The sequence below is a fragment of the Mesorhizobium sp. M0195 genome (assembly GCF_040322115.1).
Lineage (GTDB): Bacteria > Pseudomonadota > Alphaproteobacteria > Rhizobiales > Rhizobiaceae > Mesorhizobium.
Genome location: NZ_JAMYSV010000010.1, coordinates 69,514 through 95,553 on the forward strand (window position 1 = coordinate 69,514; position 26,040 = coordinate 95,553).

At 63.1% G+C, this 26,040-nt stretch carries 26 protein-coding genes; 7 read left to right on the top strand and 19 right to left on the bottom strand.

From position 1 onward, the window contains the following. Positions 1-40: 40 nt before the first annotated feature. The 5 genes from NKJ12_RS19875 (at position 41) to NKJ12_RS19895 (ending at position 2,835) form a co-directional block, all read left to right on the top strand. Positions 41-181 (top strand): DUF1127 domain-containing protein, encoded by a 141-nt coding sequence (locus NKJ12_RS19875; RefSeq protein ID WP_254818335.1) that lies wholly within the window; start codon positions 41-43, stop codon positions 179-181. A gap of 47 nt (positions 182-228) precedes the next feature. Beyond that, positions 229-369, top strand: coding sequence for a DUF1127 domain-containing protein (locus tag NKJ12_RS19880; RefSeq protein WP_254818334.1), 141 nt, complete (start codon positions 229-231; stop codon positions 367-369). Positions 370-741: 372 nt separating this feature from the next. Continuing rightward, positions 742-2,151 carry a methylenetetrahydrofolate--tRNA-(uracil(54)-C(5))-methyltransferase (FADH(2)-oxidizing) TrmFO gene (gene trmFO / locus NKJ12_RS19885; RefSeq protein WP_352704523.1) on the top strand — a complete coding sequence of 470 codons (1,410 nt, stop codon included), beginning with the start codon at positions 742-744 and terminating at the stop codon, positions 2,149-2,151. Between the two features lie 77 nt (positions 2,152-2,228). Then, the gene (locus NKJ12_RS19890; RefSeq protein WP_352704525.1) at positions 2,229-2,531 is read left to right on the top strand and encodes a type II toxin-antitoxin system ParD family antitoxin; all 303 of its coding nucleotides are present in this window, start codon (positions 2,229-2,231) and stop codon (positions 2,529-2,531) included. Continuing rightward, positions 2,503-2,835: a type II toxin-antitoxin system RelE/ParE family toxin gene (locus NKJ12_RS19895; protein WP_352704527.1), complete on the top strand. Its 333-nt coding sequence runs from the start codon at positions 2,503-2,505 to the stop codon at positions 2,833-2,835. Before NKJ12_RS19890 ends, NKJ12_RS19895 begins: the two co-directional genes overlap by 29 nt. A 52-nt stretch (positions 2,836-2,887) precedes the next feature. On the opposite strand, the gene NKJ12_RS19900 is transcribed toward NKJ12_RS19895, so the two are convergent. The 6 genes from NKJ12_RS19900 to yajC all read right to left on the bottom strand — a co-directional run bounded on the left by NKJ12_RS19900 (position 2,888) and on the right by yajC (position 8,250). After that, positions 2,888-3,715 (bottom strand): phytoene/squalene synthase family protein, encoded by an 828-nt coding sequence (locus NKJ12_RS19900; protein WP_502905720.1) that lies wholly within the window; start codon positions 3,713-3,715, stop codon positions 2,888-2,890. A gap of 25 nt (positions 3,716-3,740) precedes the next feature. Beyond that, entirely contained in the window at positions 3,741-4,130 is a 390-nt protein-coding gene (locus NKJ12_RS19905) for an Mth938-like domain-containing protein (RefSeq protein WP_352505854.1), read from the bottom strand. A 15-nt stretch (positions 4,131-4,145) separates the two neighbouring features. Continuing rightward, on the bottom strand, positions 4,146-6,698 hold the full coding sequence (secDF, locus tag NKJ12_RS19910; protein WP_352505853.1) for a protein translocase subunit SecDF: 2,553 nt from the start codon (positions 6,696-6,698) through the stop codon (positions 4,146-4,148). An 88-nt stretch (positions 6,699-6,786) separates the two neighbouring features. Continuing rightward, complete coding sequence (locus NKJ12_RS19915; protein WP_352704531.1) at positions 6,787-7,143, bottom strand: SecDF P1 head subdomain-containing protein; 357 nt, start codon at positions 7,141-7,143, stop codon at positions 6,787-6,789. Continuing rightward, the gene (locus NKJ12_RS19920) at positions 7,116-7,832 is read right to left on the bottom strand and encodes a protein translocase subunit SecD/SecF (RefSeq protein WP_352704533.1); all 717 of its coding nucleotides are present in this window, start codon (positions 7,830-7,832) and stop codon (positions 7,116-7,118) included. The genes NKJ12_RS19915 and NKJ12_RS19920 overlap by 28 nt, the downstream gene beginning before the upstream one ends. Positions 7,833-7,908: 76 nt before the next feature. Next, positions 7,909-8,250, bottom strand: a complete 342-nt coding sequence (yajC, locus tag NKJ12_RS19925; protein ID WP_352451381.1) for a preprotein translocase subunit YajC — start codon at positions 8,248-8,250, stop codon at positions 7,909-7,911. On the opposite strand from yajC, the gene NKJ12_RS19930 reads away from it, so the two are divergent. Further along, the gene (locus NKJ12_RS19930; RefSeq protein WP_254818400.1) at positions 8,156-8,392 is read left to right on the top strand and encodes a hypothetical protein; all 237 of its coding nucleotides are present in this window, start codon (positions 8,156-8,158) and stop codon (positions 8,390-8,392) included. The genes yajC and NKJ12_RS19930 overlap by 95 nt on opposite strands. A gap of 147 nt (positions 8,393-8,539) precedes the next feature. Beyond that, positions 8,540-9,415: an ATP-binding protein gene (locus tag NKJ12_RS19935; protein WP_352704534.1), complete on the top strand. Its 876-nt coding sequence runs from the start codon at positions 8,540-8,542 to the stop codon at positions 9,413-9,415. Between the two features lie 97 nt (positions 9,416-9,512). Here the strand turns inward: NKJ12_RS19935 and NKJ12_RS19940 are convergent, their stop codons facing one another. From NKJ12_RS19940 to NKJ12_RS20000, 13 genes are all read right to left on the bottom strand, one after another. Continuing rightward, positions 9,513-11,045: a peptidoglycan DD-metalloendopeptidase family protein gene (locus NKJ12_RS19940; protein WP_352704536.1), complete on the bottom strand. Its 1,533-nt coding sequence runs from the start codon at positions 11,043-11,045 to the stop codon at positions 9,513-9,515. A 263-nt stretch (positions 11,046-11,308) separates the two neighbouring features. After that, positions 11,309-11,974, bottom strand: coding sequence for a protein-L-isoaspartate(D-aspartate) O-methyltransferase (locus NKJ12_RS19945; protein ID WP_352479785.1), 666 nt, complete (start codon positions 11,972-11,974; stop codon positions 11,309-11,311). Beyond that, positions 11,971-12,729: a 5'/3'-nucleotidase SurE gene (surE, locus tag NKJ12_RS19950; protein WP_352505850.1), complete on the bottom strand. Its 759-nt coding sequence runs from the start codon at positions 12,727-12,729 to the stop codon at positions 11,971-11,973. Before surE ends, NKJ12_RS19945 begins: the two co-directional genes overlap by 4 nt. Then, positions 12,729-14,033, bottom strand: a complete 1,305-nt coding sequence (serS, locus tag NKJ12_RS19955) for a serine--tRNA ligase (protein ID WP_352505849.1) — start codon at positions 14,031-14,033, stop codon at positions 12,729-12,731. Before serS ends, surE begins: the two co-directional genes overlap by 1 nt. 415 nt (positions 14,034-14,448) lie before the next feature. After that, a complete protein-coding gene (gene tatC, locus NKJ12_RS19960) occupies positions 14,449-15,312 on the bottom strand; it encodes a twin-arginine translocase subunit TatC (RefSeq protein WP_254818322.1) in 864 nt (287 codons plus the stop codon). Then, positions 15,309-15,995, bottom strand: coding sequence for a Sec-independent protein translocase protein TatB (tatB, locus tag NKJ12_RS19965; RefSeq protein WP_352505848.1), 687 nt, complete (start codon positions 15,993-15,995; stop codon positions 15,309-15,311). The genes tatC and tatB overlap by 4 nt, the downstream gene beginning before the upstream one ends. Before the next feature lie 28 nt (positions 15,996-16,023). Continuing rightward, positions 16,024-16,245, bottom strand: coding sequence for a twin-arginine translocase TatA/TatE family subunit (locus NKJ12_RS19970; RefSeq protein WP_352505846.1), 222 nt, complete (start codon positions 16,243-16,245; stop codon positions 16,024-16,026). 178 nt (positions 16,246-16,423) lie between these two features. Further along, positions 16,424-17,203, bottom strand: a complete 780-nt coding sequence (gene scpB / locus NKJ12_RS19975) for an SMC-Scp complex subunit ScpB (protein ID WP_352689947.1) — start codon at positions 17,201-17,203, stop codon at positions 16,424-16,426. Further along, positions 17,200-18,000, bottom strand: coding sequence for a segregation and condensation protein A (locus NKJ12_RS19980; protein ID WP_352689972.1), 801 nt, complete (start codon positions 17,998-18,000; stop codon positions 17,200-17,202). Before NKJ12_RS19980 ends, scpB begins: the two co-directional genes overlap by 4 nt. Positions 18,001-18,058: 58 nt before the next feature. Further along, positions 18,059-19,078 carry a beta-N-acetylhexosaminidase gene (gene nagZ, locus NKJ12_RS19985; protein WP_352505845.1) on the bottom strand — a complete coding sequence of 340 codons (1,020 nt, stop codon included), beginning with the start codon at positions 19,076-19,078 and terminating at the stop codon, positions 18,059-18,061. Positions 19,079-19,196: 118 nt separating this feature from the next. Further along, positions 19,197-22,871, bottom strand: coding sequence for an SPOR domain-containing protein (locus NKJ12_RS19990; RefSeq protein ID WP_352704539.1), 3,675 nt, complete (start codon positions 22,869-22,871; stop codon positions 19,197-19,199). Positions 22,872-22,974: 103 nt separating this feature from the next. Continuing rightward, positions 22,975-24,732: an arginine--tRNA ligase gene (argS, locus tag NKJ12_RS19995; RefSeq protein WP_352704541.1), complete on the bottom strand. Its 1,758-nt coding sequence runs from the start codon at positions 24,730-24,732 to the stop codon at positions 22,975-22,977. A gap of 61 nt (positions 24,733-24,793) precedes the next feature. Then, complete coding sequence (locus NKJ12_RS20000; RefSeq protein WP_254818315.1) at positions 24,794-26,008, bottom strand: deoxyguanosinetriphosphate triphosphohydrolase; 1,215 nt, start codon at positions 26,006-26,008, stop codon at positions 24,794-24,796. Between the last annotated feature and the right edge of the window lie 32 nt (positions 26,009-26,040).

Below are 26,040 nucleotides of genomic sequence, written 5' to 3' on the forward strand. Positions count from 1 at the left end.
AAGACGGAATGATCCGAAAGAAAGACGAAACGAGACTACCATGAACCTGATCCGCAACTATCGCAACTGGCGCCGCTATAGGGACACCGTGTCCGAGCTGAGCCGCCTGAGCACCCGTGAACTGACCGATCTCGGCATCAGCCGCAGCGACATTCACTACGTCGCCCGCAAGTCGGTCTAATCCTTCGGGCCGCAAATGGTCCGAACCAGTTTGAAAAGAGAACGACAATGAACCTGATCCGCAACTACCGTAACTGGCGCGTCTACCGCGAGACGGTTACCGAGCTGGGTCGCCTGTCGAACCGCCAGCTCAACGATCTCGGCATCGTCCGCGACGAAATCAAGATGATCGCTCGCAAGGCGATCTAACCACAAGAATTTCGCCAGGGTCGACCTCCTCCCCGACCCTGACGGATACGGTCAGCCTTCACCTCCTCCCGAGGGTTGACCACAAAAACGGCGCCCGCCGGACCTCCTCCCCCGGCGGGCGCTGTTTCCAGGTTGTTTCTAAAAGGGTTTCGCGCCCTTCAAATGGCGAAAAGAATTTCGTCAAAGCCGACCTCCTCCCCGGCAATGACGAATACGGTCGATCTTCACCTCCTCCCGAGGATCGACCAACAAAACGACACCCGCCGGACCTCCTCCCCCGGCGGGTGTTGTTGTTTTGAGGCGGCTTCCCCCGTCAGCCATTCTCCCGCGTGGCAATTGCAATTCTTGCGCCAAGCGACTATTTCGGCGCTCATGAGCAACAATCCCATTCACGTCATCGGCGGCGGTCTCGCCGGCTCCGAAGCCGCCTGGCAGGCGGCCGAAGCCGGCGTTCCCGTTGTCCTGCATGAAATGCGTCCCGTCCGCGGTACCGACGCGCACAAGACCGACGGACTGGCCGAGCTCGTCTGTTCCAATTCCTTCCGCTCCGACGATGCGCAAACCAATGCCGTCGGCCTGCTGCACGCCGAAATGCGGCTGGCCGGTTCACTGATCATGAGCGCCGGCGATGCTCACAAGGTGCCGGCCGGCGGTGCGCTTGCCGTCGACCGCGACGGGTTTTCTGACGCGGTGACCAGAACGCTCGAAACCCATCCGCTCATCACCATCCAGCGTGAGGAAGTGCCCGGCCTGCCGCCGACGGAGTGGGACCAGGCGATCGTTGCCACCGGACCGTTGACAGCGCCGTCGCTCGCCCAGTCGATCGCGGAAGCAACCGGCGCCGACGCGCTCGCCTTCTTCGACGCCATCGCGCCGATCGTCCATTTCGACACGATTGACATGGACATCTGCTGGTTCCAGTCGCGCTACGACAAGGTCGGCCCCGGCGGCACCGGCAAGGACTACATCAACTGCCCGATGGATAAGGAGCAGTACCTTGCCTTCGTGCAGGCGCTGGTCCACGGCCAGAAAACCGAATTCAAGCAATGGGAAGGCACGCCCTATTTCGACGGCTGCCTGCCGATCGAAGTGATGGCCGAGCGCGGCGTCGAGACATTGCGCTACGGGCCGATGAAGCCGATGGGACTGACCAATGCGCATAATTCGTCTGTAAAGGCGTATGCCGTCGTTCAGCTTCGCCAGGACAATGCGCTGGGCACGCTCTATAACATGGTCGGCTTTCAGACCAAGCTGAAGCACGCCGAGCAGGTGCGCATATTCCGCACCATCCCCGGGCTGGAAAACGCCGAGTTCGCCCGCCTCGGCGGCCTGCACCGAAACACCTACATCAATTCGCCGACGCTGCTCGACGCTTCGCTGCAGTTGAAGTCGCGGCCCGGCCTGCGTTTTGCCGGCCAGATCACCGGCTGCGAGGGCTATGTCGAGAGCGCCGCCATCGGCTTGCTTGCCGGGCGTTTCGCCGCCGCCGAAAGGCTTGGCCACGCGCCGTCGCTGCCGCCCTTGACCACCGCCTTCGGCGCATTGCTCAACCACATCACCGGTGGCCACATTGTCTCCGACGACGAGCCGGGAAAGCGCTCTTTCCAGCCAATGAATGTCAATTTCGGCCTGTTCCCGCCCGTGGAGGCGCCAAAGATCGAAGGCAAGCGGCTGCGCGGCAAGGACAAGACGGTCGCCAAGCGGCACGCGGTGACATCGCGTGCGCTCGCCGACTGCCGCGAATGGCTGGGGATGCCCGCGCGGTCAGAGGCGGCGGAATAAGGTTCCGGTCTTCGTTCTTGCGGATTGCTCGGCGGAGGAGTAGGATAATATCCCACTCCTAACCCGAGGCTAAATCTATGGAATCCGCCGAGAAACTTTCAGTCACGATCACCCCCGCCATGGCGCGCATGATCCGCGAAAAGGTCGAGGACGGCTCCTATGGATCGGCGAGCGAGGTCGTCCGCGCGGCACTTCGCGCCTTTCGGCGCGAAGAGGAAGAACATGCCGAGCGCATGGCCTCGATCAGGGCACGCGTAAAGACATCGATCGAGGACACGAGGCCTGACATCCCACTGGACCAGGCAATCACGAGAGTAAAGAACAGGATTTCGGAATTGGCGAGAGACAGCAATGATTCAGCGTCTCGCCGTAGTTCTTAACGAAAGCGCGCTCATAGACCTGGAATCGATTGCCGCCTACATCCTCGATAATGGTGGAAGCGAAAACATAGCCAACAGTTTCGTCGATCGGATCAAGGTGCGCTGTGGAAATATTGGCAATGCACCGCGTGGCGGCCGACCGCGCGACGACATTGCACCGGGTTTACGAACGGTGCCGTTCGAGCACTCGGCTATTATCGCCTATATTGTCGGCGATGACCTCGTCCGTATCGTCAACATCTTCTATGGGGGGCGCGACTATGAAGTGTTGATGCGCGACGGCGGATCGAGCGACCCATCGTAATGGAATTCCCTCGCGGCGGCAGCTACGGTTCCGGTTCCCCGAATTCCGGCCTTTATACCGCTGTCCAGCCTTGCGTGGCGCGCCGGAACAACAGCCAATGCCGGCGCAGGGCTGAGAGCCGCGCCACATCCTTGAGAGGCGAGCGGCGGGCATTCTCTATTCTGTCGAGATAGGCGCGCGTCAGAGCCAGCGGCAGAAACGCCGGACGCAGTGAAACCGGCAGGGTGGACGCCCCCTGCTCGAAAGCGGAAAGATGCTCGCGTGCCAGCGCGATCATCGCGGCGACCGCGCGTTCCGCGCCCGGCCCGCCGTCACCTGTAACGAACTCTTGCGGCGACGATCCCGCCGCAGCCAAAATATCGGCCGGGACAAAGCACTGTCCCCGCTTGCCATGCAGCGGCAACAGAAGCAGGAGACCGGTCATCGCTTGCGCACAACCTGCCCTGCCGGCAAGTTCGGCAAAGCGTGGTGCTTGGACCGGATCGAGCACCATCGCCGCAAGCTGGATGAGTGCTGCGGCAGTCTCGCCGCAATAGCCTTCGAGATCGGTGCGCGACGGCATCGGATCGTCATAGAGATCGAAGATGCGCGCTTCGAGCATGTTCTCGAAGGCGGCCTTAGGCAGGCGGTGGGCGGAAATCGCCGCCCTCAGCGCGTCCGCCACGGGATGGCCGATCTGAGTCCGATCCTCTTCGGCGGCGATGACGTCTCGCCACCATTGCAGCCGCACCTCGCCCGGCAGCGCCTCGTGGATGCGATCGCGTATGCCGGCGACTTCGGCATTGAAGGCATAGAGCGAAAACAGCGCGTCGCGCTTGTTGTCGGGCGCATAGAGCACACTGAGATAGCGGTCATGGTCGGCGGCACGCACCGTGTCCATGACGACTTTGGTGTTTTCGGCCACGTCAGTCGACGGCGATGAGCGCTGCGGCCACGGCGCGATCTTCCGCCAGCAGCACATTATAGGTCCGCACCGCCGCCCCCGTCGACATCGGATCGGCGGAAATGCCCGCTTCTTTCAGCGCCGTACGCAGCGCGGCAGGCAATGGCCTCAGATCCTTGCCGCTGCCGACCAACAGGATCTCAACCTTGGCGGCCTCGTTGAACAGCTTGGCGAAATCCGCTGCCGTCAGCGCCAATGGATCGGCCGGCTCCCAGCCATAGATGCCCGAAGGCAGGCACAGCAGCGAGCCGCGATGCGACATGTCGGCAAAGCGGAAACCGCCATTGCCGTAAGCCTCGATCGGTGCGCGGCCCGGGAAATGCGCCTCGCGGATGACGATGCCCTTGGCCACTTTTGAGGCAAGCCGTCAGGTAGCTATGGCTTTGCCGCCGCCCACCGGCTTTTCCTCATCGGACGCTGTGGCCTGCGGCCGCAGCTTGAACAGGATAAGCAGTGGCGCGGCGATAAAGATCGACGAATAGGTGCCGAACACGACGCCGAACAGCATCGCCATGGTGAACGAGCGGATCACCTCGCCGCCGAACAGCACCAGCGCCAGCAACGCCAGGATCGTCGTCACCGAGGTCAGCGTCGTCCTCGACAGCGTCTCGTTGATGGCGTTGTTCAGCAGTTGCGGCAGCGGCATTCGCTTGTATTTTCGCAGATCCTCGCGAACGCGGTCATAGACGACGATCGTATCGTTGAGCGAATAACCGATGATGGTGAGGATCGCCGCCAGCGACGATTGGTTGAATTCCAGGCCGGTGATGACGAAGAAGCCGATCGTCATGACCACGTCGTGCACGGTCGCAACGATGGCGCCGACCGCGAACTGCCATTCGAAGCGGAACCAGACATAGATCAGGATGCCGAGCAGCGCGATAAGCATGGCGATGGTGCCTTGCTTGGCAAGCTCGCCCGAGACCGTCGGCCCCACCACTTCGACGCGGCGGAAATCATACTGATCCTGCAGCTCGCCGCGCACCTTGTCGATGACGGTCTGCTCAGCGTTCTCGCCGCCCGCCTGCGTGCCGACGCGGATCAGCACGTCGTTCGGTTCGCCGAACTGCTGAACCTGCACCTCGCCGATATTAAGTTCCGTCAGCCTGCCGCGGATGTCGGCCAGATCGGCATTGCCGACCTTGGACTGCACCTCGATCAGTGAGCCGCCCTTGAAATCGATGCCGTAATTTATGTCGATGGTCATGAAGCCGATGACCGACAGCACCGAAAGCACGCTGGACAGTGTGAACGTCCAGCGGCGGATACCCATGAACGGAATTTTCGTGCCTGGTGGAATGAACGTCACAGGCGCCCGCGGCAACTCCTTCGGACGGGCGCGGCGAAGCCAGATCGACACGAGCAGGCGTGTGAAGGTGAAGGCGGTGAAGACCGTGGTCAGGATGCCGATGGCATAGGTGACGGCAAAGCCCTTCACCGGCCCGGTTCCGAGCCAGAACAGCACCACGGTCGCGATCAGTGAGGTCACGTTGGAATCGACGATGGTCGCCAGCGCCTTGCTGAAACCGGTATCGATTGCCTGAATGACCGAGCGGCCGGCACGTCGCTCCTCGCGGATGCGTTCATAGATGAGAACGTTCGAATCGACCGCCATGCCGATGGTCAGCACGATACCGGCGATACCGGGGAGGGTCAGTGTCGCTCCAAGCAGCGACAGCAGCCCGACGATCATCGCCACATGCACCGCCAGCGCGATGTTGGCGAGGAAGCCGAGGAAACCGTAGGCGACGAACATGAATGCCACCACCAGGATCGACCCGATGATGCCGGCGACCTTGCCGGCATGGATGGAGTCCTGGCCAAGTCCCGGCCCCACCGTCCGCTCTTCGATTACCGTCAGCGTCGCTGGCAAGGCGCCGGCGCGCAGCAGCACGGCGAGGTCGTTGGCGCTCTCGGCGGTGAAATTTCCCGATATCTGGCCGGTACCGCCGGGGATCGGTTCACGGATCTGCGGCGCCGAAATCACCTGATTGTCGAGGATGATGGCAAACAGCTTGCCGACATTCTGTGCCGTCGCCTGGCCGAACCGCTGCGCCCCTTTCGAATCGAACCGGAACGAAACAACCGGCTCGTTGGTCTGGGAATTGAACGTCGCCTGGGCATCGACGAGGTTTTCACCCGAAACGATGACGCGGTTCTCGATCAGGTACGGAACCGGCGGATCGTCCTGCGAATACAGCACCGAGGATCCCGGCGGCGGCCGGCCGTTCAGCGCATCCTGCACCGGCATCGACTGGTCGACCATCTGGAAGGTCAGCTTGGCAGTCTGGCCAAGAATTTCCTTCAGCCGTTGCGGATCCTGCAGACCAGGCACCTGCACCAGGATACGGTCGTCGCCTTGGCGCTGCACGATCGGCTCGGTGGTGCCGAGTTCGTTGACACGACGCTCGACAACCTGGATCGCCTGCGTCAGCGCCGTCGAGGTGCGATATTTGATTCCCGCATCGGTGACGGAGAATTTGAGCAGGCCGGGCTCGGAATCATCCAGCGTCATCTCCTGGATGGAGCCGCCGCTGAACAGGCCTGCGGCCACCGGATTGGTCAATGGTTTCAAGGCTGTCTTGGCAGCGTCGATCTGTGCGGGATCGGTGATGCGGACCTGCACCGTGCGGCCCGTTCCGGAAAGGCCGGTATAGCCGATCTTGGCGTCACGCAGCAGCGTCCTGATTTCGTCGCGCGTCGTCTCCAGCCGATCCTTGATCAGATCGTTCGGATCCATCCTGAGCAGGATGTGCGAGCCGCCCTGCAGGTCGAGGCCGAGCGTCATCTGTCGCTTCGGCACCCAGTCGGGCAGCTTGGCCAGCGTGCTGGCGGAAAAGAGGTTGGGCGCAGCGAGGACCACTGTGGCGGCCACGGCCAGCCAGATCAGGATCATCTTGAAGCGCGAAAAATAAAGCATCAGTTCTTATCCGTTCAGGCGTACAAGCGGCAGCATTCCGCCATCGGTCGGTTTGCGGGCATATTTCTAATTCTGACCACGGCCGGCCCTATCGTGCTTCCTCGGCGATTGTCAATCTTGCTGGCAAGGGGCCGGTGCGCAGCAGCAGGGCGAGGTCATTGGCGCTTTCAGCGGTGAAATTTCCCGATATCTGACCGGTGCCGCCTTCAATGGGCTCTCGGATAACAGGCGCCGAAATAACCTTATCGTCTAATATAACCGCAAACGGCTTGCCGATATATTGCGTCGTAGCCCATTTGAAACGCGCCGTACCCCGGGAATCAAGTCGGAATGAGACGACGCGTTCATCGGTCGCCAAATTGCGGGTTGCTTGCGCATCCAGCACATTTTTACCTGAAAGGATAACCCGATTTTCGATCAAGTAGGGAACCGGAGGATCGTCCATCGAATAAAAAACCGCCGAGCCGACGGGCGGGCGGCCGCTGATTGCCTCGTCGACTGCATCGACAGATCAACGAGTTGGAAGCTCAGGTGACCGGGCCGGGTGAGAATTTGTCCTAGCCTTTGCGGATCGGCAACGCCCGACGTGCGGACCAATATGCCGTCTTCATTCGTTGACCGAACCACCGGGTGGGTGGCGCCCAGGTCGCGGATACGATCTTTGATGACTTCAACCGACTGTGCAAGCGCGGCCGAAGTTCGATACTTCAAACCTGCATCCGTTACGGTGAATTTGAGCAGGCCGGGCTCACTGTCGTCCAGGGTCATTTCCTGGACGCCGCTGTCCGCGACAGGATCGGTCACCGTTTTGATTGCCGCCTTGGCGAGGTCAAGCTGAGCCGGATCTGTTATGTGCACCTGAACGGTCCGAGCCGAACTGGCAAGGCCGGTATAGCCGATCCTTGCTTCGCGTAGCAGCGACCGGACCTCGTCGCGTGTCGCTTTCAGCCGGCCCTCGATCACGTCGGTCACATCCAACCTGAGCAGGATGTGTGGACCATCCTGCTGGCTTGCTTCAACTATTGACTGGCTTTCGGCAAGCCATTCGGGTCGCGTGGTATGCAAACCGGCGGCGAAGATATTAGTCGCGTGGAAGACAACCGTGCCGGCCAAGGCAAGCCACTTCAGGATCATCTTCAGGCGCCAAAGGTGGAACATATGCCGTCGTTCGTCAGAGCCCTGCCCGCGGATCGTTCCGCCGACAATTCGGTTATTTCTTGGCGTTCTGGTTCGCCACCGGCTCGCCCTTGACGCGCACGTCGGCGATCGTCGAGCGCAGCGCCGTCACCTTGGTACCGCCGCCAAGGTCGATCTCGAGCTCGTTGTCGTCGATCACCTTGGTTACCTTGCCGACCAAGCCGCCACCGGTGACAACGGTGTCGCCGCGGCGAACCGCCGCCAGCATCTCGCCGCGCTTCTTCAGCTGCGTGCGCTGCGGCCGGATGATCAGAAAATACATGATCACGAAAATCAGAGCAAACGGCACGATCTGGATAAACATTGCGGACGAGTCCCCGCCGATGCCTTGGGCGTATGCCGGTGTCACGAACATCGAGGTACTCCTGAATTTTAAAAACAGCCGCAAACCGTTCTGGGAATTTGACGGCCCCGCCAAATTTGGCCGGAATATAGTCGGTAACGTTGCCAATGCAACTGCGCGGCCGGGCAAATCGGCTGCTTTTCCGGCCTGGTGAGCCGTGTTAGAGGGTGATCCCGAAAAGCGACGCTCGGTTTTCGCAAAAGATGATGCCCGAACAAATGCTTGGGACGAGTTTCGAAACCGCTGAAATCAGGTAGGTTGGCCTGCCGCACCGTCCCGAATGCGAACAAAAAGACAAGAGATGACCGACAGCACCATCGATATCCTGAGCCAGAAGCTCGACCGTCTGATCGAGGCGATCGCCCGCCTCGCGCCGCCGCCGGTGCCGCAAACCGACCTCGGCGACGCCGATTGCTTCGTCTGGCAGGCCGATCCCGGCTATCTGGAGCCGGTGCTCAAGGTCAACCGCGTCGACATCGGCCTGATCCGCGGGGTCGACCGCGTCCGCGACATATTGGTCGACAACACCGAGCGCTTCGCCTCCGGCTATGCCGCCAACAACGTGCTGTTGTGGGGCGCGCGCGGCATGGGCAAATCGTCGCTGGTCAAGGCCGTGCACGCCGCGGTCAACGCTTCGACCAAGCTCGACCTGCCGCTCAAGCTCATCGAGATCCATCGCGAAGACATCGACACGCTTCCGAAGCTGATGAGCCTGCTGAAGGCAGCGCCCTTACGCTTTATCCTGTTTTGCGACGACCTGTCATTCGACCATGACGACACGTCCTATAAATCGCTGAAGGCAGCGCTTGAAGGCGGCGTCGAGGGCCGCCCGGCCAACGTGATCTTCTACGCCACCTCGAACCGGCGGCATTTGTTGCCGCGCGACATGATCGACAATGAGCGCTCGACGGCGATCAATCCGTCCGAAGCGGTCGAGGAGAAGGTTTCGCTGTCGGACCGCTTCGGCCTGTGGCTTGGCTTCCACAAATGTTCGCAGGACGAATATCTCGACATGATCGACGGCTATGTCCGCCATCACGATCTCGCCATCGATCCCGAGACGCTGCGCGCCGAGGCGCTGGAATGGGCGACGACGCGCGGCAGCCGTTCGGGCCGCGTCGCCTGGCAGTTCACCCAGGATCTGGCCGGCAGGCTCGGCAAGCCGCTGAAGGATTAGCCGCTCAAGGGCTAACAGCAGAAGAAGCCCGCACCTTGCGGAGCGGACTTCCTCGGCGGGCTGAAGGTCAGGTGGCCCGCAAATCGCTTTTCGTCGTCTATTCGAGATAGGTCGAAGGATCGACCGGCGCCGAGTTCTTGCGCACTTCGAAATGCAGTTTCGGCGAGTCGGTGGTGCCGCTCATGCCGGACAGGGCGATTTCCTGGCCGCGCTTGACCTTCTGGCCGCGCTGCACCTCGATCGAGCTGGCGTGGCCGTAGACGGTGACCAGACCGTTTTCGTGCCGCACCAGCACCGTGTTGCCGAATTCCTTGAGGCCGTCACCGGCATAGATGACGACACCGTTTTCAGCCGCCTTGACCGGCGTCCCCTCGGGCACGGCAATGTCGACGCCGTCCTTGCCGCCGCCGAAGCTTGAGATCACGCGGCCGCGCACCGGCCAGCGCATCTTGCCGATGCCGGTCGCGTCCGGCGCCACCGCATCGTCGTCCTCGGCCTGCTGGATGACTTTCGCATCCTTCTTCGGCGGCGTGTAGGAGGCGAGCGTCTGCGTCGGCGTGGCCTTGGCCGGCGGCTGGGTGGTGGCCGTCGTCACCGGATCGACCTTTGCCGGCTTCACGCCGGCGACGACAGCGGTTCCGCCTGCCGGCACTTTCAGGGTCTGGCCGATCTTGAGCAGTCCATCCTGCATGCCGTTCGCCTGCTTCAGCGCAACGACGCCGACGCCGGTCTTTCTGGCAATGGCGGACAGCGTATCGCCTTGCTGAACCGTGTAAGTGCCGCCGGCACCGGCCGGTTTGGCCGTCGCCGAAGCCACCTTCGCCGCAGTCTTTCCATCCTTCGGCTGGCTCGCGGCAGCCGAGGCGTCCACCTGCGCGGCAGACTTGCCTTCCCTGAGCTTCGGTTGCTGCGGCAGCACGGCCACCTTCGCCGGCGCCTCGGCCGGCTGGTCGTGCCTGGTGCCGTTCGCGGGCTTGGCGTCGGCGACTTTCGGCGCGGCGCCGTTGCTCGAATACGCATAGGCCGGGATGACGAGCTTCTGGCCGGTCTTCAGCCCCTTGGTCGCGCTCAGCCCGTTGACTTTCATGATGGCATCGGCCGGCACGCCGTAGCGCCGTGACAGGCCGGAAATGGTCTCGCCGTCCTTGACGACGATCTCGGTTGCATGCGGCGCGCCGGCGGCCGTCGCCATGCGCGGCGCGTCGGGCTCGGCGTTCTTGAACGGCCTTGCCGCCGGAGCGACGGTGCCGGTTGCCGTCCTGTCGACACGAGGAGCGGCAGGCGCCAGGGCCGGCGCGGCAGCGGTACGCACCGGCCGGGCGGCAGGTGCCAGGGCGGGAGCCGGCGGTGGCAATTGCTGCGCCGTGACCGGTTCGAGGCTTGAGCGGCTGACCGACTGGGTGTGGCTGCCGTCGATCGGCGCGGCCGCAACATCGCCCGGATAGGGCTGGGCAGCATCCTGCTTGTCGATGATGGCGCGCTGGTTGTTGGTCGAGGCGGTGAACACGTCGTCGACGCTGTTGAACCGCGCCACCTGGGAACTACACCCCGTCGCAGCGCCTGCGATCATGAGGACGGCGCAGCCACGCGCCAGATTGCGTCCGTTTGCCTTCAAAACACTGAATTGCATCGCACTAACCCGCACAGACCCGGTACAACTGAGTGTGATTAAAGCGCGTTAATGTTACCGGTCGGTTAAACCTGTAGAATCAGGCGCAAATTTTCTTAAAATATTCCAGGATCCGGGCGCCGGGTGTGCCGAGATTCAGGTCAGGCCGAGCCGAAAATGGTAGGTTCCGAGAACCGGAGCGGAGCGTACTTTTGGGTACATGAGCACCGGAAGCGGAGGAAACCGCCATTTGCAGGCCGACCTCACCTGAATATCGACACAGCCTAGATCACTGCGGCGACACCGTGCAGGATCGGCTGCAGGCGCACCAGGCCGATATCCTCGCGTTCGAAGCGGCTGCCGACCTTGGTAAGCTTGGCCAGCACCTGCTCGCCCTCGTCGGGTCCGATCGGCGCGATGACGATGCCGCCGCTCGACAATTGATCGAGGAGAAAGCGCGGCAGGCTGTCGAAGGCCGCCCAGGCAACGATGCGGTCGAACGGCGCTTCGTTGGCCAGTCCGTTGGAACCGTCCGCCTGACGCACGATGACATTGCCGATGGCGAGTGCCTCAAGGCGCTGCCGGGCCTGTTCGGCCAGCGTCTTGTAACGGTCGATGGTGACGATCCGCGCGGCAAGCCGCGACATCACCGCCGCCGTGTAGCCCGACCCGGTGCCGATCTCGAGCACGCGGTTGCCCGGCTCGATCGCAAGTGCCGCGATCACCGCCGCCTGCAGGTCGGCGCCTTCGATGGCCTCGCCGCATTCGATCGGCAGCATACGGTCCGACCAGGCTATGGAGTGAAAATGCGGAGACAGAAAGCCGCGCCGCGGCGTCGCCTCAAAGGCGGCGATCAGCGCCTTCGGCACCGTGCCCCTGCCGCGCAGGCGAAGCAGGAAGGCAGCGAAACCTTCGCGCTCGTCGACCGTTGCAGCGTGGTTTGAGTTCATGCGAGCGCCTTGGCCAGTTGATCGCGGATTTCATGCGCGGTGAGATCGAGCTGCAGCGGCGTCACCGACACCAGCCGATTGCGCAAGGCATGGAGGTCGGTGCCTTGCTTGCCCTCGACCGGCTCGCGGCCGAAGCGCAGCCAGTAGTAAGGCAAGCCGCGCCCGTCGCGCCGCTCGTCGACCCACAGGCTGTGGACCAGCTTGCCCTGCGAAGTAACCACAGTTCCGGCGATCTCTTCCGGCGTACAATTCGGAAAATTGACGTTGAGCAGCACGCCGTCCGGCAACGGCATGGCGACGAGCTTTTCGAGCAGCGCCGGCGCCAGCGCTTCGGCGGTCTCGTAGGGAACGACGCGGTCCTCGCCGACATAGGAATAGGCCTGGCTGATGGCGATCGAGCGCACGCCGAGCAGCGCGCCTTCCATGGCGCCGGCGACCGTGCCCGAATAGGTGACGTCGTCGGCGATGTTGGCCCCGGAATTGACGCCGGACAGGATCAGGTCAGGCGCTTCGGGCAGGATCTTCTTCACGCCCATGATGACGCAGTCGGTCGGCGTGCCGCGCACCGCAAAGTGCTTTTCGCCGATTTTCCTGAGCCGCAGCGGCTCCGAGATCGACAGCGAATGCGCATAGCCGGACTGATCCTGTTCCGGTGCCACCACCCAGACGTCGTCCGACAGCGTGTGCGCGATGCGTTCGAGTGATGCAAGGCCCTCGGCATGGATGCCGTCGTCGTTGGTCAGAAGGATGCGCATTATGTCGATTCGATCTTTTCCAGACCGCCCATGTAAGGCCGAAGCGCTTCAGGAATGGTTACGCTGCCGTCCTCGTTCTGGTAATTTTCGATGACGGCAATGAGAGCGCGGCCGACGGCGGTGCCCGAACCGTTCAGCGTGTGGACGAAGCGGTTGCCCTTGCCGTCCTTGTCCTTGTAGCGGGCGTCCATGCGCCGCGCCTGGAAATCGCCGCATACCGAGCACGACGATATCTCGCGATAGGCATTCTGGCCGGGCAGCCAGACCTCGATGTCGTAGGTCTTGCGCGCACCAAAGCCCATGTCGCCGGTGCACAGCGTCACGGTGCGGAACGGCAGGCCGAGCCGCTTCAGCACCTCCTCGGCGCATTCGGTCATGCGCTCATGCTCGGCAACCGAAGTCTCCTGGTCGGTGATCGACACCAGTTCGACCTTGTAGAACTGGTGCTGGCGCAGCATGCCGCGCGTGTCGCGCCCGGCCGAGCCCGCCTCGGAGCGGAAGCACGGCGTCAGCGCCGTATAGCGCAGCGGCAGTTTTTCGTGCGGCGTGATCTCGTCGCGAACGAGATTGGTGAGCGGCACTTCGGCGGTTGGGATCAGGCCAAGCCTGCCGTCCCCGTGCCGAACGAAGAATAAATCCTCCTCGAATTTCGGCAGTTGCCCGGTTCCGAAAAGCACCTCGTCGCGCACCATCAACGGCGGCTGGATCTCTACATAGCCGTGCTCGGTGGTGTGCAGATCCAGCATGAACTGGCCGAGCGCGCGTTCCATCCGCGCCAGGCCGCTTTTGAGTACGGTGAAGCGCGAGCCGGAAAGCCGTGCTGCCCGCTCGAAATCCATCATGCCGAGCGCTTCGCCGATCTCGAAATGCTCCTTCACCCAGTTCGGCCGCGTCGGCACCTCGCCGACGACGCGCTTGACGACGTTGTCGTGCTCGTCCTTGCCGACCGGCACGTCGTCGAACGGCACGTTTGGCAGCACAGCCAACACATCGTTCAGCGCCTTGTCGAGCTCGCGCTCGCGCGCCTCGCCATTCTGGATGAAGGCCTTGATCTCGCCGACCTCGGCCTTCAGCCTTTCGGCAAGAGCGGCGTCGCCCGAGCGCATGGCATTGCCGATCTCCTTCGAGGCGGCGTTGCGGCGTTCTTGTCTGGCCTGCAGCTCGGTCAGATGCTCGCGCCGCGCCTCATCCGCCGCGATCAAGTCGTCGACCGTGGACCGCGCATCCTCAGCCGACCACGAGCGCTTCTGGAGCGCTTCGACAAGGGCCTTCGGGTTGTCGCGAATCCATTTGATGTCAAGCATGGTCTGTTCGTCCTTGAGTAGGCCAGAGGGGGTAAACCGCATCGATGCAAGGCGTCAAGGCAGAGTTCCTTCGCGCCCCCCTCTGTCCTGCCGGACATCTCCCCCACGGGTGGGGAGATCGGCCGTCACTGCGGCTTTCGCCAATCTCCGGCGCTGAAAAAGCAAGCCATCGGCGAAGTTGCCAATCTCCCCCCAAGTGGGGGAGATGTCCGGCAGGACAGAGGGGGGCGCTGTCCCGCCGACCTCAGGCGGCAACACCGGAACTTCAAAAGGAAGAAACAAAAAAACCCGCCCTGAGTGGGCGGGTTTTTGGAGCCAATTGGCACCATAGCCAAATTAGTAGCATAGCTGCCGGCACAAAGCAAGAACAAAGTTGCAGCGGCCGGAAGAAAGATGCTGTCCGCTTCAACCGAACCTACGTCGAAGACGCGTCCGCCGGCTTGTCGGCCACCTCTTCCGTGGCGTCCTGTTTTTCGCGAGCCACACGGTCGCGCTCCTTGCTGCGTTCGATCAGCCGGGCCGACCAGATCGAGACCTCGTAGAGCAGGATCGTCGGAATGGCGAGGCCGATCTGGCTCATCGGGTCGGGCGGCGTCAGCACCGCCGCCACGACGAAGGCGATGACGATGGCCCATTTGCGCTTCTCGGCAAGGGCCGTGGACGACAGCATGCCGACCCGCGTCATCAGGCTTGTCACTACCGGCAACTGGAACACCAGGCCGAAGGAGAAGATCAGCGTCATGATCAGACTGAGATATTCGGACACTTTCGGCAGCAGCGAAATCTGCACCTGGTCATTGGTGCCGGTCTGCTGCATTGCGAGGAAGAACCACATCACCATCGGCGTGAAGAAGAAATAGACCAGCGACGCGCCCATCAGGAACAGGATCGGCGAGGCGATCAGGAACGGCAGGAAGGCATTGCGTTCGTTCTTGTAGAGGCCGGGCGCGATGAATTTGTAGATCTGCGTGGCGATCAGCGGAAAGGCTATGACCATGCCGCCGAACATGGCGAGCTTGACCTGGGTAAAGAAGAATTCCTGTGGCGCCGTATAGATCAGCTCGACCTTGTGCGGGTCGAGCCCAGCCCATTGCGTGGCCCATTTGAACGGAATGACCAGAAGGTTGAACAGCCGCTTGGCGAAAAAGAAGCAGACCAGGAAGGCAACAAAAAAACCGCCGATCGACCAGATCAGGCGCCGGCGCAGCTCGATCAGGTGCTCCATCAGCGGAGCCGACGATTTTTCGATCTCGTCCTTTTCCTTGTCCGAAACGCTCACTTGGCGGCTCCCGCCGTTTTCCTGGCGGCCGGCTTCTTCGCTGCTGACGCCGGCTTCTTCGCTGCTGGCGACTGCGGTTTCGGCTCAGCTTTTGCGGCGGCCTTTGGCGCAGCGGTCTTTGCCGGCTTGGCCGGCGCGGCGGCCGCGGCTTTCGCGGGCGCCGGCTTCTTCCTTGCCGTAGATGCTTTTTGCGGCACTGCCGCCGCAGCCGTTTGCGCCTGCACGGCCGGCGCCACGACGGACTCGTCCGTCATCGCCGGAAAGATCGGCGTGGCCGGCGTCGGCTCCGGCGGGCTGACGCCCGGCATCGTCGTTGCGCCGTTGTTCAGCGGCTCGGCTGCCTGCTCCGTCGAAGCGGCGGCATCGACGGCCGGCTTGGGTTTCATCACGGCGTCGACGCCGGAACGGACGTCGGCGGCGGCCTGTTCGAATGGATTGAGCTGCTTCCTGATCTCGGCTGCCGGATTGAGACTTCTCAGCGAATCGACCGACTTCTTGACGTCGTCGAGTTCGGCTTCCTTCAACGCGTCGTTGAACTGCCGCTGGAAATCGGACGCCATGGCGCGCAGCTTCGCCGTCGTGCGACCGAAGGTGCGCAGCATGTTGGGCAAATCCTTGGGCCCGACGACCACGATCATGACGATCGCGATCACCAGCATCTCGGTCCAGCCGACTTCGAACATGGCTATACGTTCCGACTAAAGTTTGGGCTCAGCCTTTGCTGGCCTTTTCCTTCGGTACCGAAACGGTTTCGTCGGCACGGTGTTCGACGGTACGCTTGTCGTCGGCAGCGTCGTCGTCCGCCATGCCCTTCTTGAAGCTCTTGATGCCCTTGGCCATGTCGCCCATCAGCTCGGGGATCTTGCCGCGGCCGAAGACCAGCAGCACGATCACCAGAACGATCATCCAGTGCCAAATCGAAAATGAACCCATAGCAAATCTCTCTCGAACGGTTTCCCAGACGCTGATCTATGCGCTTTCGGGTTCGGATTCAAACAGAACTGCGACAGAGTTCATGAATGAGTGGCCGAAGTCACGCACTTTCGGCACAGCGGCCCGCTACCAATCGGCGCAGTTCCATCCTGCCTGTGGCTTTAAGATGGCGCTTGGCTCAATCTTCCGTGACGCGCGGCGTCAAAAGGCCGAGTTCCTCGAGGTCGATATCGGTCAGCGGATCCTCGTCGTCGGTGAGCGCATCGGGGTCGGCCGGCGGCAGCGGCACCGAGAAATTCGACGGCATACGGCCGGACAGCAGCCCCGCACCCTTCAATTCCTCCATGCCGGGGAGATCGCGTATCTCCTCCAGTGCGAAATGGTCGAGGAAAATATCGGTCGTGCCATAGGTGACGGGACGGCCGGGCGTGCGGCGCCGGCCGCGCATCCTCACCCATTCGGTCTCCATCAGCGTGTCGAGCGTCCCCTTTGACGTCTCGACGCCGCGGATGTCCTCGATCTCGGCGCGCGTTACCGGCTGGTGGTAGGCGATGATCGCCAGCACTTCGAGGGCAGCGCGGGACAGTTTGCGCTGCTGCACCGTGTCACGGCTCATCAGGAAGGCGAGGTCGCCGGCGGTGCGAAACGCCCACGCATCGCCGACGCGCACCAGATTGACGCCGCGCCGCGCATAGATCTGCTGCAGTTCGGCCATTGCCGCGGCAATGTTGATGCCGTCGGGCAGTCGCGAAGTGAGCTGTTTTTCGCTGACCGGCTCGGCGCTGGCGAATACGATCGCCTCGGCCATCCGTACGGCCTCCGCTATATGCAGCCGCTCGCCAGGATTCCGCGACAAATTTTGCCCCTGATTTTGTGCCGGATTCTCGGCGACCGCGCCTTGCTCGGCGTCGTCCTCGACCTTGAACGGAATGATCGAAGCGTTGGCGCGTTCGCTCATGATGTCACCTCGACTATCTTGATGGCCTGGGCGCGGCCGCGCAGATAAAGCGGCGCGAACACCTGGTCCTGCCGCATTTCCATCTTGCCTTCGCGCACCAGTTCCAGTGTCGCGGCAAACGAGCTGGCAACCGCGGTGCGCCGGTCTTCCGGGCCGGCCAGATATTCGACCAGGAAACTGTCGAGCGCCGTCCAGTCGCGCAGCGACCCGATCAGCCTGGTCAGCACGTCGCGCGCATCCTTGAGCGACCACACGCCGCGCCTGGCAATCGTCACATTGGTGATCGCCTGCTTCTGGCGCTGCTGGGCATAGGCGGTCAACAGGTCATAGAGCGAGGCCGAATAGGCATTGCGCCTCTCGACGATCACCATCTCCGGCATGCCGCGTGCAAACACGTCGCGTCCGAGCCGGTTGCGGTTGACCAGCCGTGCCGCCGCGTCGCGCATCGCCTCCAGCCGCTTCAGCCGGAACTGCAGCACCGCCGCCAGTTCCTCGCCGCTTTCGCCTTCGTCGCCGGGCTGCTTGGGGATCAGGAGCTTCGACTTGAGAAACGCCAGCCACGCTGCCATCACCAGATAGTCGGCGGCAAGCTCCAGCCTGAGCGCCCTCACCTTCTCGACGAATGCCAGATACTGTTCGGCCAGCGCCAGGATCGAGATGCGCGACAGGTCGACCTTCTGATTGCGGGCAAGATGCAGCAGAAGATCGAGCGGACCTTCGAAACCGGCCACATCGACGACCAACGCCGGATCGCCGGTCAGCCGGGAATCGTCGTTCTCGGCCCACAAGCGGTCCATCGGTGCGGCCTTGCCGGCCTTCAGGTCCAATGCTTCCGCCACTTAGCTTCCTTTGATGCTAGGCTACCGCGTCGAAATAACTGGCAAATTCGGCCCGAATCTCGGTCTCGTCCGCAACGTCACGGTTCCTGATATAGGTCAGCGCCCGCTCCGCGCGCTCAAACGACTTGCCTTCAAGGCCGGTCGTTCGCGATGCAATGCCGGCCATCTCCTCGAACACGCCGTTGCAGTGAAGGACCAGATCGCAGCCCGCCGCAAGGATAGCGGCCGCCTTTGACGGGAAATCCCCAGAAAGTGCCTTCATCGAAGTGTCGTCGCTCATCAACAGACCGTCGAAGCCGATTTCGCCGCGGATGATCTTTTCGATGACCTTGCCGGATGTGGTGGCCGGGTTCTTCGGGTCGATCGCGCTATAGACGACATGCGCCGTCATCGCCATCGGTAAATGGTTGAGCTCCCTGAATGGCGCAAAATCATGCCGCTGCAGGTCGCCGATCGAGGCATCGACGGTGGGCAGTTCGAAATGCGTATCGGCGAAGGCCCTTCCATGACCGGGAATATGCTTCATCACCGGCAGCACGCCGCCTGCCATCAGGCCTTCCGCCGCGGCGCGACCCAATTCGATGACGGCGCGCGGCTCCTTGCCATAGGCGCGCGCGCCGATGACGTCGCTGGCGCCCTCGATCGGCACATCGAGCACCGGCAGGCAATCCGCCGTGATGCCGTAGCGCAGCAGGTCGAAGGCATGCAGCCGCGCCATTAGCCATGCGGCACGGGTGCCGGCGTCATGGTCGTCGCGCCACAAGGCGCCGAGTGCACCGGCAGCCGGATAGTTTGGCGCCAGCGGCGGCCGCAGGCGCTGCACGCGGCCGCCCTCCTGGTCGATGAATACCGGCGCGTCCGCACGCCCGACGCAGTCGCGCATGGCGGCGACCAGATCGCGGATCTGCTCGGTCTCGCCGATATTGCGCGCAAACAGGATGAAGCCCCACGGGCATTCGTTGCGGTAGAATCGGATCTCGTCGCGGCTCAGTGATTTCCCGGCGCAGCCGAGGATCATGGATTTTGATTCGGTCATGCGGAACAGTTTAGAGCTTCGCGACGACAAAGGGAATCGCCCGCAATTGCCTCCAAAGGTTTCCGTTCACGCAAAAAAGCCGGCGCGGGCGCCGGCTTTTCGAGGGGCTTTGGTGCCGCTAGTGGGACACGAAGCAATTGCCGCCGGCGGCCTTGTAGCTGGTGCACAGTTTGATCGCCTCGTTGCGAGACTGCGCCGGAACGCGGACGCGGTAGAAGGTGCCCTTGCCGGCAATCTCGGCCTTGACGATGTTGGCGGTGCGGCCGGAAAGCACGCTGCCGTAGCGGCGCTGCAGATCCTGGTAAGTCGCCTGGGCGCTTTCGACTGTCGGCTGCGAAGCGATCTGTATCGACCACGAACCAGCGCCGGCAGCGGCCGGATCGATGGAAGCAACCTGATCGGGCTTGACCTCGCCGACCACGTCGACCGGCTGGTCGGACGGGCGCTGCGGCGCCACCGGAACCGTGGCCGGGGTGGTGGCCGACTGCTTGCTGGCTGACGCCTGGGCCTTGGCTTCAGCCTTTGTGTCGGGCTTGGGCGCCGGCTGCAGCTTGGAGGTTTCGGCCTGATCGCCGCTCGCCTGATCGCCACTCGGCTGGTCGCCAATCTTCGGGTCGCCAATCTTCGGGTCGCTTGTCATTTGGTCGATCAGGGGCACGGTGCCGGTCTGCGCGGCGGCGTCGGCCTGGGCGGCCGGAGCCACGTGCTGCGGCGCCGGATCGGCCGGCTCGGCAGCGGCCATCTGCGGGGCGGCTGGCGCCGGATCCTCGCGCGCCACCAGCGAGCCGTCAGGTTTCACGACCATGGTCCGTACCTTGCGCGGCGCAACGGCGACGGTCTCGGCACCCTTGTCGACCTCCTGCAGAACCTGCGCGATGCGATCCTCGGACTTGGGCGCTGGTGCGGCGGCGGTGTCGGTAGCGCCAGCCGCACTGGCGCCAAGCGCATTGGTGTCAGGCGCGCTGGTGTCAGGCGCGTTGGTGCCAGACGCATTGCTATCGGACGCCTCGGTGCCGGGTGCGTCGATATCGTCTGCGGCATCGGGGTCATTGGGCGAAAGATCGACGACGCGGCTCTCCGGTTCGTTGGCCTTCAGGTCCACAGGCTCTTCGGTATTGGTGACCAGCTTCTGCTGAACCGGCTCGGCGGGCTTGGCGCCCTTGGCCACAGCGTCATAAACCTTGTTGTCCTGGTTCGGCACGACAGTGCCGCCTGGATTTTCCGGCTTGATCTTGATCGGCCTGTTGTCGGCTTTGACGATGACCGGCGCATCGCCGCCGCTCTTGCCGCCGAGGGTCAACGCAAAGGCGCCAAGGCCTCCGGCGATCGCAACGGCGCCGACCACCGCACCTATCAGCAGCCCGCGCCTGCGCGGCTGCCTTTCGGCCTCGCGTTCGGCGAGGCCGGGAACCGACATCTCCTCGTCCAGTTCGGGATCGTAGTCGAGTTCATCGAAGGTGAAATCGTCGGCTTGCGAAACCGGCTGGCCGCCGGGTAATGAGCCCAGATCGAAACCGTCCGCTGCATCCGCATAGGAAGCGGTTGCCGGGCTGACAGGGGCTTCCGCAGGCTTGGTGCCATAGGCGCGCGTCTCGCCGCGATCTTGCTTGTAGCCAGACGCGAAGCCGGCATCGTATTCATCGTCATAGCCAGCACTGCGCACCGGGGCCGGCGCTATATCCGTGGCATTCATTTCGGTGAGAAGGCTGGCAAAATCGGCATCGAGATCGTCGTAGGCGGGCGCCACCGGCTCGTCATCGTCGAAGTTGAGCTCCGGAATGTCGAGATCGTCCGCCAGCGCCACGACGCGCTCGGGCACGTCGACCGTCTCGACATCGGGCATCTCGTCATAGGCGGAAGGCTGTTGATGCGAGGTTGGCGCAGCTTCCATGTAGGTGGGCCGATCTTCATAGGATGACCTATCTTCACGGGATGCCTGGCCTTCATAGGACGGCCTCTCTTCGACCGGTGCGGCCCGATAGGATGGCGTTGCAGCCGGTTGCGGTGGTGGTGCCGGACGCGCCGAAGCCACCGGCTGGCTTGCAAAGGCGGGTTGAGGCTGTGCGACCGGCGTCACGCGGCTCCACGAGCGGGCCGGCTCGGGCGGCGTGGCGCGTGTCGTCAGCCAGTTCAGCGCATCGAGCGGGTCTTCTTCGGCGACAGCTGCCGCACTCTTGTCGGCCGAGTCATGATCCAGGCCGATGTTCCTGGCGAAGTCGGCGTCGAGCGCATCGTTGTCTAAGTCACCCGCAGGTCCGGCAGCGGCTTCAACACCGAAATCCTCGCCTTCAAGCTCATCGAGGAGGACACTGCCAAGATCGGCGTCATCGGCGGCACTGGACTGCTGCGGCTCAGCGGGCTCGTGCTCGTCGAGTTCCCAATCCAGCTCGTCGACAGCATGCACCGGGTCGTTGGCGACGTCTTTGACCGCCGCCATTGGCTGTTCAGCAGCCACTGCTGGCTTCTGAATTACCGGCGCGATGGGCTGCTGAACAGCCATCACGGGCTTCTGGGCAGTCTGCTGGGCAGGCTGCTGGCTTGTCTGAGGTTCGTTGACCGCTTGTGCCGGCCGTGTGCTCATCGCACCCAACAGCGCGTTCAGTTCGTCCTCCAGGCTGCGTTCCTCGGCCACTGGGGCCGTTGGGACGACGGCGGCGGCCTGGGCCGCTGGTTCGGCTGCAACGACCTGCGCTACGGGCTGTTCGGCGTGCTCGGCAGGCGCATCGTCGAAGCTCAGATCGAAATCGTCGTCGAGCGCCGCTTCAGCGGCCGTGCCGGAAAGCCGGGCGGCCTCTGGCTCTTCGATCGACAGCTCTTCGATAAACTCTGGTTCTTCGATTTCGGCAGGCTCGTTCGGGCGAACGTCGAAGTCCATGTCGACATCGGCCATGGCATCATCGGCATGGCCGGCATTCTCATCGGCCGCCTCCACCGGCGATGCCGGGGCGGCGTTATCGGCCGGCTCCTGCTCGTCAAACATCCGCTCGTCTTCAAGCGAGCTTGCAACCGCGTCGTCGAACTCGTCATCGAATGCAGGCGCGGCCGCTTGCGCCGCCGTTTCAACGGTGACCGCCTGCTCCATCGGCTCATGCTCTTCGAGCATCAGTTCGTCTTCGAGCGAGCTTGCCACGGCGTCGTCGAACTCATGGTCCAAGGCGGGGTCGAAGGCGGGCTGGTCGACCGGCTCGATCGCCTCGGCTGCGGCCCTAGGTTCGTCCTCGCCGGTCACGCCGTCGTCGAGCCGAAAATCCTGGTCGAGCGAGGCGGCAAGTTCATCGTCACTCGAAAGGTCGTCCTCGAATGGCGACACGTCTTCGAGCGAGCCGGCGACGGCATTATCGAACTCTTCGTCGAACTCCGGCTCGACAGCGGGAGCGAACGCCCTTTCGGGGCCGGCGGCAATTTCGTCGGCGGCAACAGGAGCGGCCGCAACAGCAGCACCATCATCCACCGCACTGTCGTCGAACGCGAAATCCTGTTCGAACGAAGCGGCAAGCGCGTCCTCCATCTCATCCGTGGTAGCCGGTTCGGGTGCCGGCTCGCGAAGCTCGACAGGGAAAGCATTGTCGTTGGCGTCGGCGCCGAATTCGCCCATCAACTCCTTCTCGAGATCGATCTCGAAATCGCCCTCGTCCACCGACGGTTCGGCGGCAGCGGTTTTCGGCTGGGCCGGCGTTTGCGGTTTGACCGGCTGGCGCGGGTCGAACCCCATGATCCTGGTCAGTTCCGCGAACGGATCATCGTTGGCGATGTCGTTGTGGTCGGCTGCTCTCAGCTGGGTTCTGTCTGCCATTATTGTTCCCGAACTCGCACTCATTCGGACGCCATGGACGTCGCGTAGGGTTGGCCCTTACCAGCGCAATGTGGGCAAAAGGTGACAGGTTTTTTACTCAAACCTAACGCATTTCGGTGGGCGCATTGGCTCCGATCAGCGTCAGGCCGGACGTCAAAACGTCCGAAACAGCCTGCACCAGCCCTAGTCTGGCATACGTCAATTGTCGGTCGTTAACCTTAACAAAACGTAAGTCGGGATTGTCGGTGCCCCGGTTCCAGTGTCCGTGGAAGCTGGAAGCGAGTTCGTAGAGGTAAAATGCCAGCCGGTGGGGCTCGAGCGCGAGGGCCGCGGCTTCGATCAGCCGAGGATATTCGGCGAGCTTCCTGATCAGGCCGATCTCACCCTCGTCGGTCAGCAAAGCCACTTCGGCGGCCAGCTGGTTTCGGTCGAACATGCCCTCGCCCAATTGCTCGCTCGCCTGCCGGAACACCGAATGGCAGCGCGCCGAGGCGTACTGCACGTAGAATACGGGATTATCCTTCGACTGCTCGGTCACCTTGGCGAAGTCGAAGTCGAGCGGCGCGTCGTTCTTGCGATAGAGCATCATGAAGCGGATCGGGTCGCGGCCGACCTCCTCGACCACTTCGCGCAACGTCACGAACTCGCCCGACCGCTTCGACATGCGCACCGGCTCGCCGGCGCGAAACAGCCTCACCAGCTGGCAAAGCAGCACGGTAAGCTTGACCTCGTCGCCGGCAATCGCCCGGGCAAGCGCTTCCAGCCGTTTCACATAGCCGCCATGATCGGCGCCAAGCACATAGATCAGATCGACGAAGCCGCGATCGACCTTGTCCTTGAGGTAGGCGACATCGGCGGCGAAATAGGTGAAGGTGCCGTCCGACTTGACCAGCGCCCGATCCATGTCGTCTCCGACTGCGGTCGAGCGGAACAGCGTCTGCTCGCGGTCCTCCCAGTCGTCCGGCTTCTCGCCTTTGGGCGGCGGCAGCTTGCCCTTGTAGATGTGCCCCTTCAGCGTCAGGTCGTTGATCGCCGAGCGGATCTTCTTCGCATTGTTGGCATGCAGCGTCCGCTCGGAGAAGAAGACGTCGTGATGCACGTTGAGCAGCGCCAGATCCTCGCGGATCATCGTCATCATCGCATCGATTGTCCTGTCCTTGACGATGGCAAGCGCCTCCTCGTCCGGCATCTGCAGCAGGGAGCGGCCGAATTCGCTGGCCAGCGCTTGACCAACGGGGATCAGATAGTCGCCTGGATAAAGCCCGGCCGGAATGTCGCCGATCTCATCGCCAAGCGCCTCGCGGTAGCGCAGCATGACCGAGCGTCCGAGCACGTCGATCTGCGAACCGGCATCGTTGATGACATATTCCTTGGTCACGTCGTAACCGGCGAAGGCCATCAGATTGGCGAGCGCGTCGCCGACCACGGCACCCCGGCAATGGCCGACATGCATCGGCCCGGTCGGGTTGGCCGAGACATATTCGACATTGGTTTTCTTGCCGCCGCCGATCGTCGAGCGGCCGTAATTGCGGCCTTCGCCGAGCAGCGCCGTCAGATGCGCCTGCCAGAAGCCGTCCTTGAGCCTGAGATTGACGAAGCCCGGGCCGGCGATCTCGGCGGCCGCGATATCCTCGTCGGCGCGCAGCGCCTCAGCCAGCCTTTCTGCCAGCGCGCGCGGATTCTGGCCGGTCGGCTTGGCCAACACCATGGCAGCGTTGGTCGCGAGGTCGCCATGGCTGGCATCGCGCGGCGGCTCGACAGCGATGCGCGACAGGTCCGGCGACGCGCCATCCTTGTCTTTCAAATCAAGCGCTTCGACGGCCTTTATGATTCGCGCGTTGAAATCGGCGAAGATGTTCATTGCTGTGGCTCTGACGGTTTTGCAGGGGTCCGGCTCGCTGGCCGGCAAAATCGAGCCCGCCCTAGCTCAAATCCGGCGTATGGTCAAACAAACGCCTGTGTTCCTTGAGCGCATAAGTGTCCGTCATGCCGGCCAGGAAATCGGCAACACTGCGCGCCTTGACGCGGTCCTCTGCCCGGTCGAGCCCTTCGCGCCAGCCATCCGGCATGGCGCGCGGATCGGCGAAATAGACGTCGAACAGGTCTCGGACGATCTGGTCGGCCTCGGCGCGCACCCGCATGACGTCCGCGTGCCGGTAGAGATGCTTGTAAAGAAAGGCCTTCAGCTCCTTTTCCGATACGGCCGTTTCGGCGGAGAAGCTCACCATCGTCTCGCCGGCCGCCCTTACCGCTTCGGCGCTGTCGGGCTTGATGCGCGCCAGATTGGCCGTCGTCGAGACGATCACGTCCTCGACCATGATGGTGATCTGCCGGCGCATCAGCTCGTGGCCGGTGCGTACGTCATCGAGCGCCGGATAGCGCTGACGCACGCCCTTGAGGATCGACCCCGGCAGCGAAACGCCCTCCAGCATATCCAGCGTCAACAGCCCTGCCCTCAAGCCGTCATCTATGTCGTGGGTGTTGTAAGCGATGTCGTCGGCAATTGCGGCGCACTGCGCCTCGATACCGGCGAAGCGGTCGAGCTCGAGGTCGTGCAGTTCGGAATAGTCGCGGATTGCCTGCGGCACCGGCCCCTTCAGCCCTTTGCCCTTGGCATCGGTCAGTGGGCCATTGTGCTTGACCAGCCCCTCCAGCGTTTCCCAGGTGAGGTTCAGCCCATCGAACTCGGCATAGCGCCGCTCCAGCCGCGTCACCACACGCAGCGACTGCGCATTGTGGTCGAATCCGCCCCAGGCGGCCATCTTCTCATTCAGCGCGTCCTCGCCGGTATGGCCGAAGGGCGTGTGGCCGAAGTCGTGCACCAGGGCCACCGCCTCGGCCAGGTCCTCGTCGCCGCGCAGCGCCCGCGCCAGAGCGCGTGCGATTTGCGCGACCTCGATCGAATGCGTCAGCCTCGTGCGGTAATGGTCGCCTTCGTGCGCGACGAACACTTGCGTCTTGTGCTTCAGCCGGCGGAACGCCGTCGAATGGATGATGCGGTCGCGGTCGCGCTGGAACGGCGTGCGCGTCGGGCTTTCCACCTCGTCGAACAACCGCCCGCGCGACTTTGCCGGGTCGCTGGCATAGGCCGCGCGCGGCCGATAGCCGAATCCGATGTCGCCCAACTCGTTGGTCATAGCGTATGCCGCAGTTGACTTGCCCCGTCGCG

Coding starts and splice junctions, on each gene's coding strand:
- NKJ12_RS19875 (WP_254818335.1), top strand. CDS start 41: ATGAACCTGATCCGCAACTATCGCAACTGGCGCCGCTATAGGGACACC.
- NKJ12_RS19880 (WP_254818334.1), top strand. CDS start 229: ATGAACCTGATCCGCAACTACCGTAACTGGCGCGTCTACCGCGAGACG.
- trmFO (WP_352704523.1), top strand. CDS start 742: ATGAGCAACAATCCCATTCACGTCATCGGCGGCGGTCTCGCCGGCTCC.
- NKJ12_RS19890 (WP_352704525.1), top strand. CDS start 2,229: ATGGAATCCGCCGAGAAACTTTCAGTCACGATCACCCCCGCCATGGCG.
- NKJ12_RS19895 (WP_352704527.1), top strand. CDS start 2,503: ATGATTCAGCGTCTCGCCGTAGTTCTTAACGAAAGCGCGCTCATAGAC.
- NKJ12_RS19900 (WP_502905720.1), bottom strand. CDS start 3,715: ATGGACACGGTGCGTGCCGCCGACCATGACCGCTATCTCAGTGTGCTC.
- secDF (WP_352505853.1), bottom strand. CDS start 6,698: ATGCTTTATTTTTCGCGCTTCAAGATGATCCTGATCTGGCTGGCCGTG.
- NKJ12_RS19915 (WP_352704531.1), bottom strand. CDS start 7,143: ATGGACGATCCTCCGGTTCCCTACTTGATCGAAAATCGGGTTATCCTT.
- NKJ12_RS19920 (WP_352704533.1), bottom strand. CDS start 7,832: ATGATCCTGAAGTGGCTTGCCTTGGCCGGCACGGTTGTCTTCCACGCG.
- NKJ12_RS19930 (WP_254818400.1), top strand. CDS start 8,156: ATGATCACGAAAATCAGAGCAAACGGCACGATCTGGATAAACATTGCG.
- yajC (WP_352451381.1), bottom strand. CDS start 8,250: ATGTTCGTGACACCGGCATACGCCCAAGGCATCGGCGGGGACTCGTCC.
- NKJ12_RS19935 (WP_352704534.1), top strand. CDS start 8,540: ATGACCGACAGCACCATCGATATCCTGAGCCAGAAGCTCGACCGTCTG.
- NKJ12_RS19940 (WP_352704536.1), bottom strand. CDS start 11,045: ATGCAATTCAGTGTTTTGAAGGCAAACGGACGCAATCTGGCGCGTGGC.
- NKJ12_RS19945 (WP_352479785.1), bottom strand. CDS start 11,974: ATGAACTCAAACCACGCTGCAACGGTCGACGAGCGCGAAGGTTTCGCT.
- surE (WP_352505850.1), bottom strand. CDS start 12,729: ATGCGCATCCTTCTGACCAACGACGACGGCATCCATGCCGAGGGCCTT.
- serS (WP_352505849.1), bottom strand. CDS start 14,033: ATGCTTGACATCAAATGGATTCGCGACAACCCGAAGGCCCTTGTCGAA.
- tatB (WP_352505848.1), bottom strand. CDS start 15,995: ATGTTCGAAGTCGGCTGGACCGAGATGCTGGTGATCGCGATCGTCATG.
- NKJ12_RS19970 (WP_352505846.1), bottom strand. CDS start 16,245: ATGGGTTCATTTTCGATTTGGCACTGGATGATCGTTCTGGTGATCGTG.
- scpB (WP_352689947.1), bottom strand. CDS start 17,203: ATGAGCGAACGCGCCAACGCTTCGATCATTCCGTTCAAGGTCGAGGAC.
- NKJ12_RS19980 (WP_352689972.1), bottom strand. CDS start 18,000: ATGGACCGCTTGTGGGCCGAGAACGACGATTCCCGGCTGACCGGCGAT.
- nagZ (WP_352505845.1), bottom strand. CDS start 19,078: ATGACCGAATCAAAATCCATGATCCTCGGCTGCGCCGGGAAATCACTG.
- NKJ12_RS19990 (WP_352704539.1), bottom strand. CDS start 22,871: ATGGCAGACAGAACCCAGCTGAGAGCAGCCGACCACAACGACATCGCC.
- argS (WP_352704541.1), bottom strand. CDS start 24,732: ATGAACATCTTCGCCGATTTCAACGCGCGAATCATAAAGGCCGTCGAA.
- NKJ12_RS20000 (WP_254818315.1), bottom strand. CDS start 26,008: ATGACCAACGAGTTGGGCGACATCGGATTCGGCTATCGGCCGCGCGCG.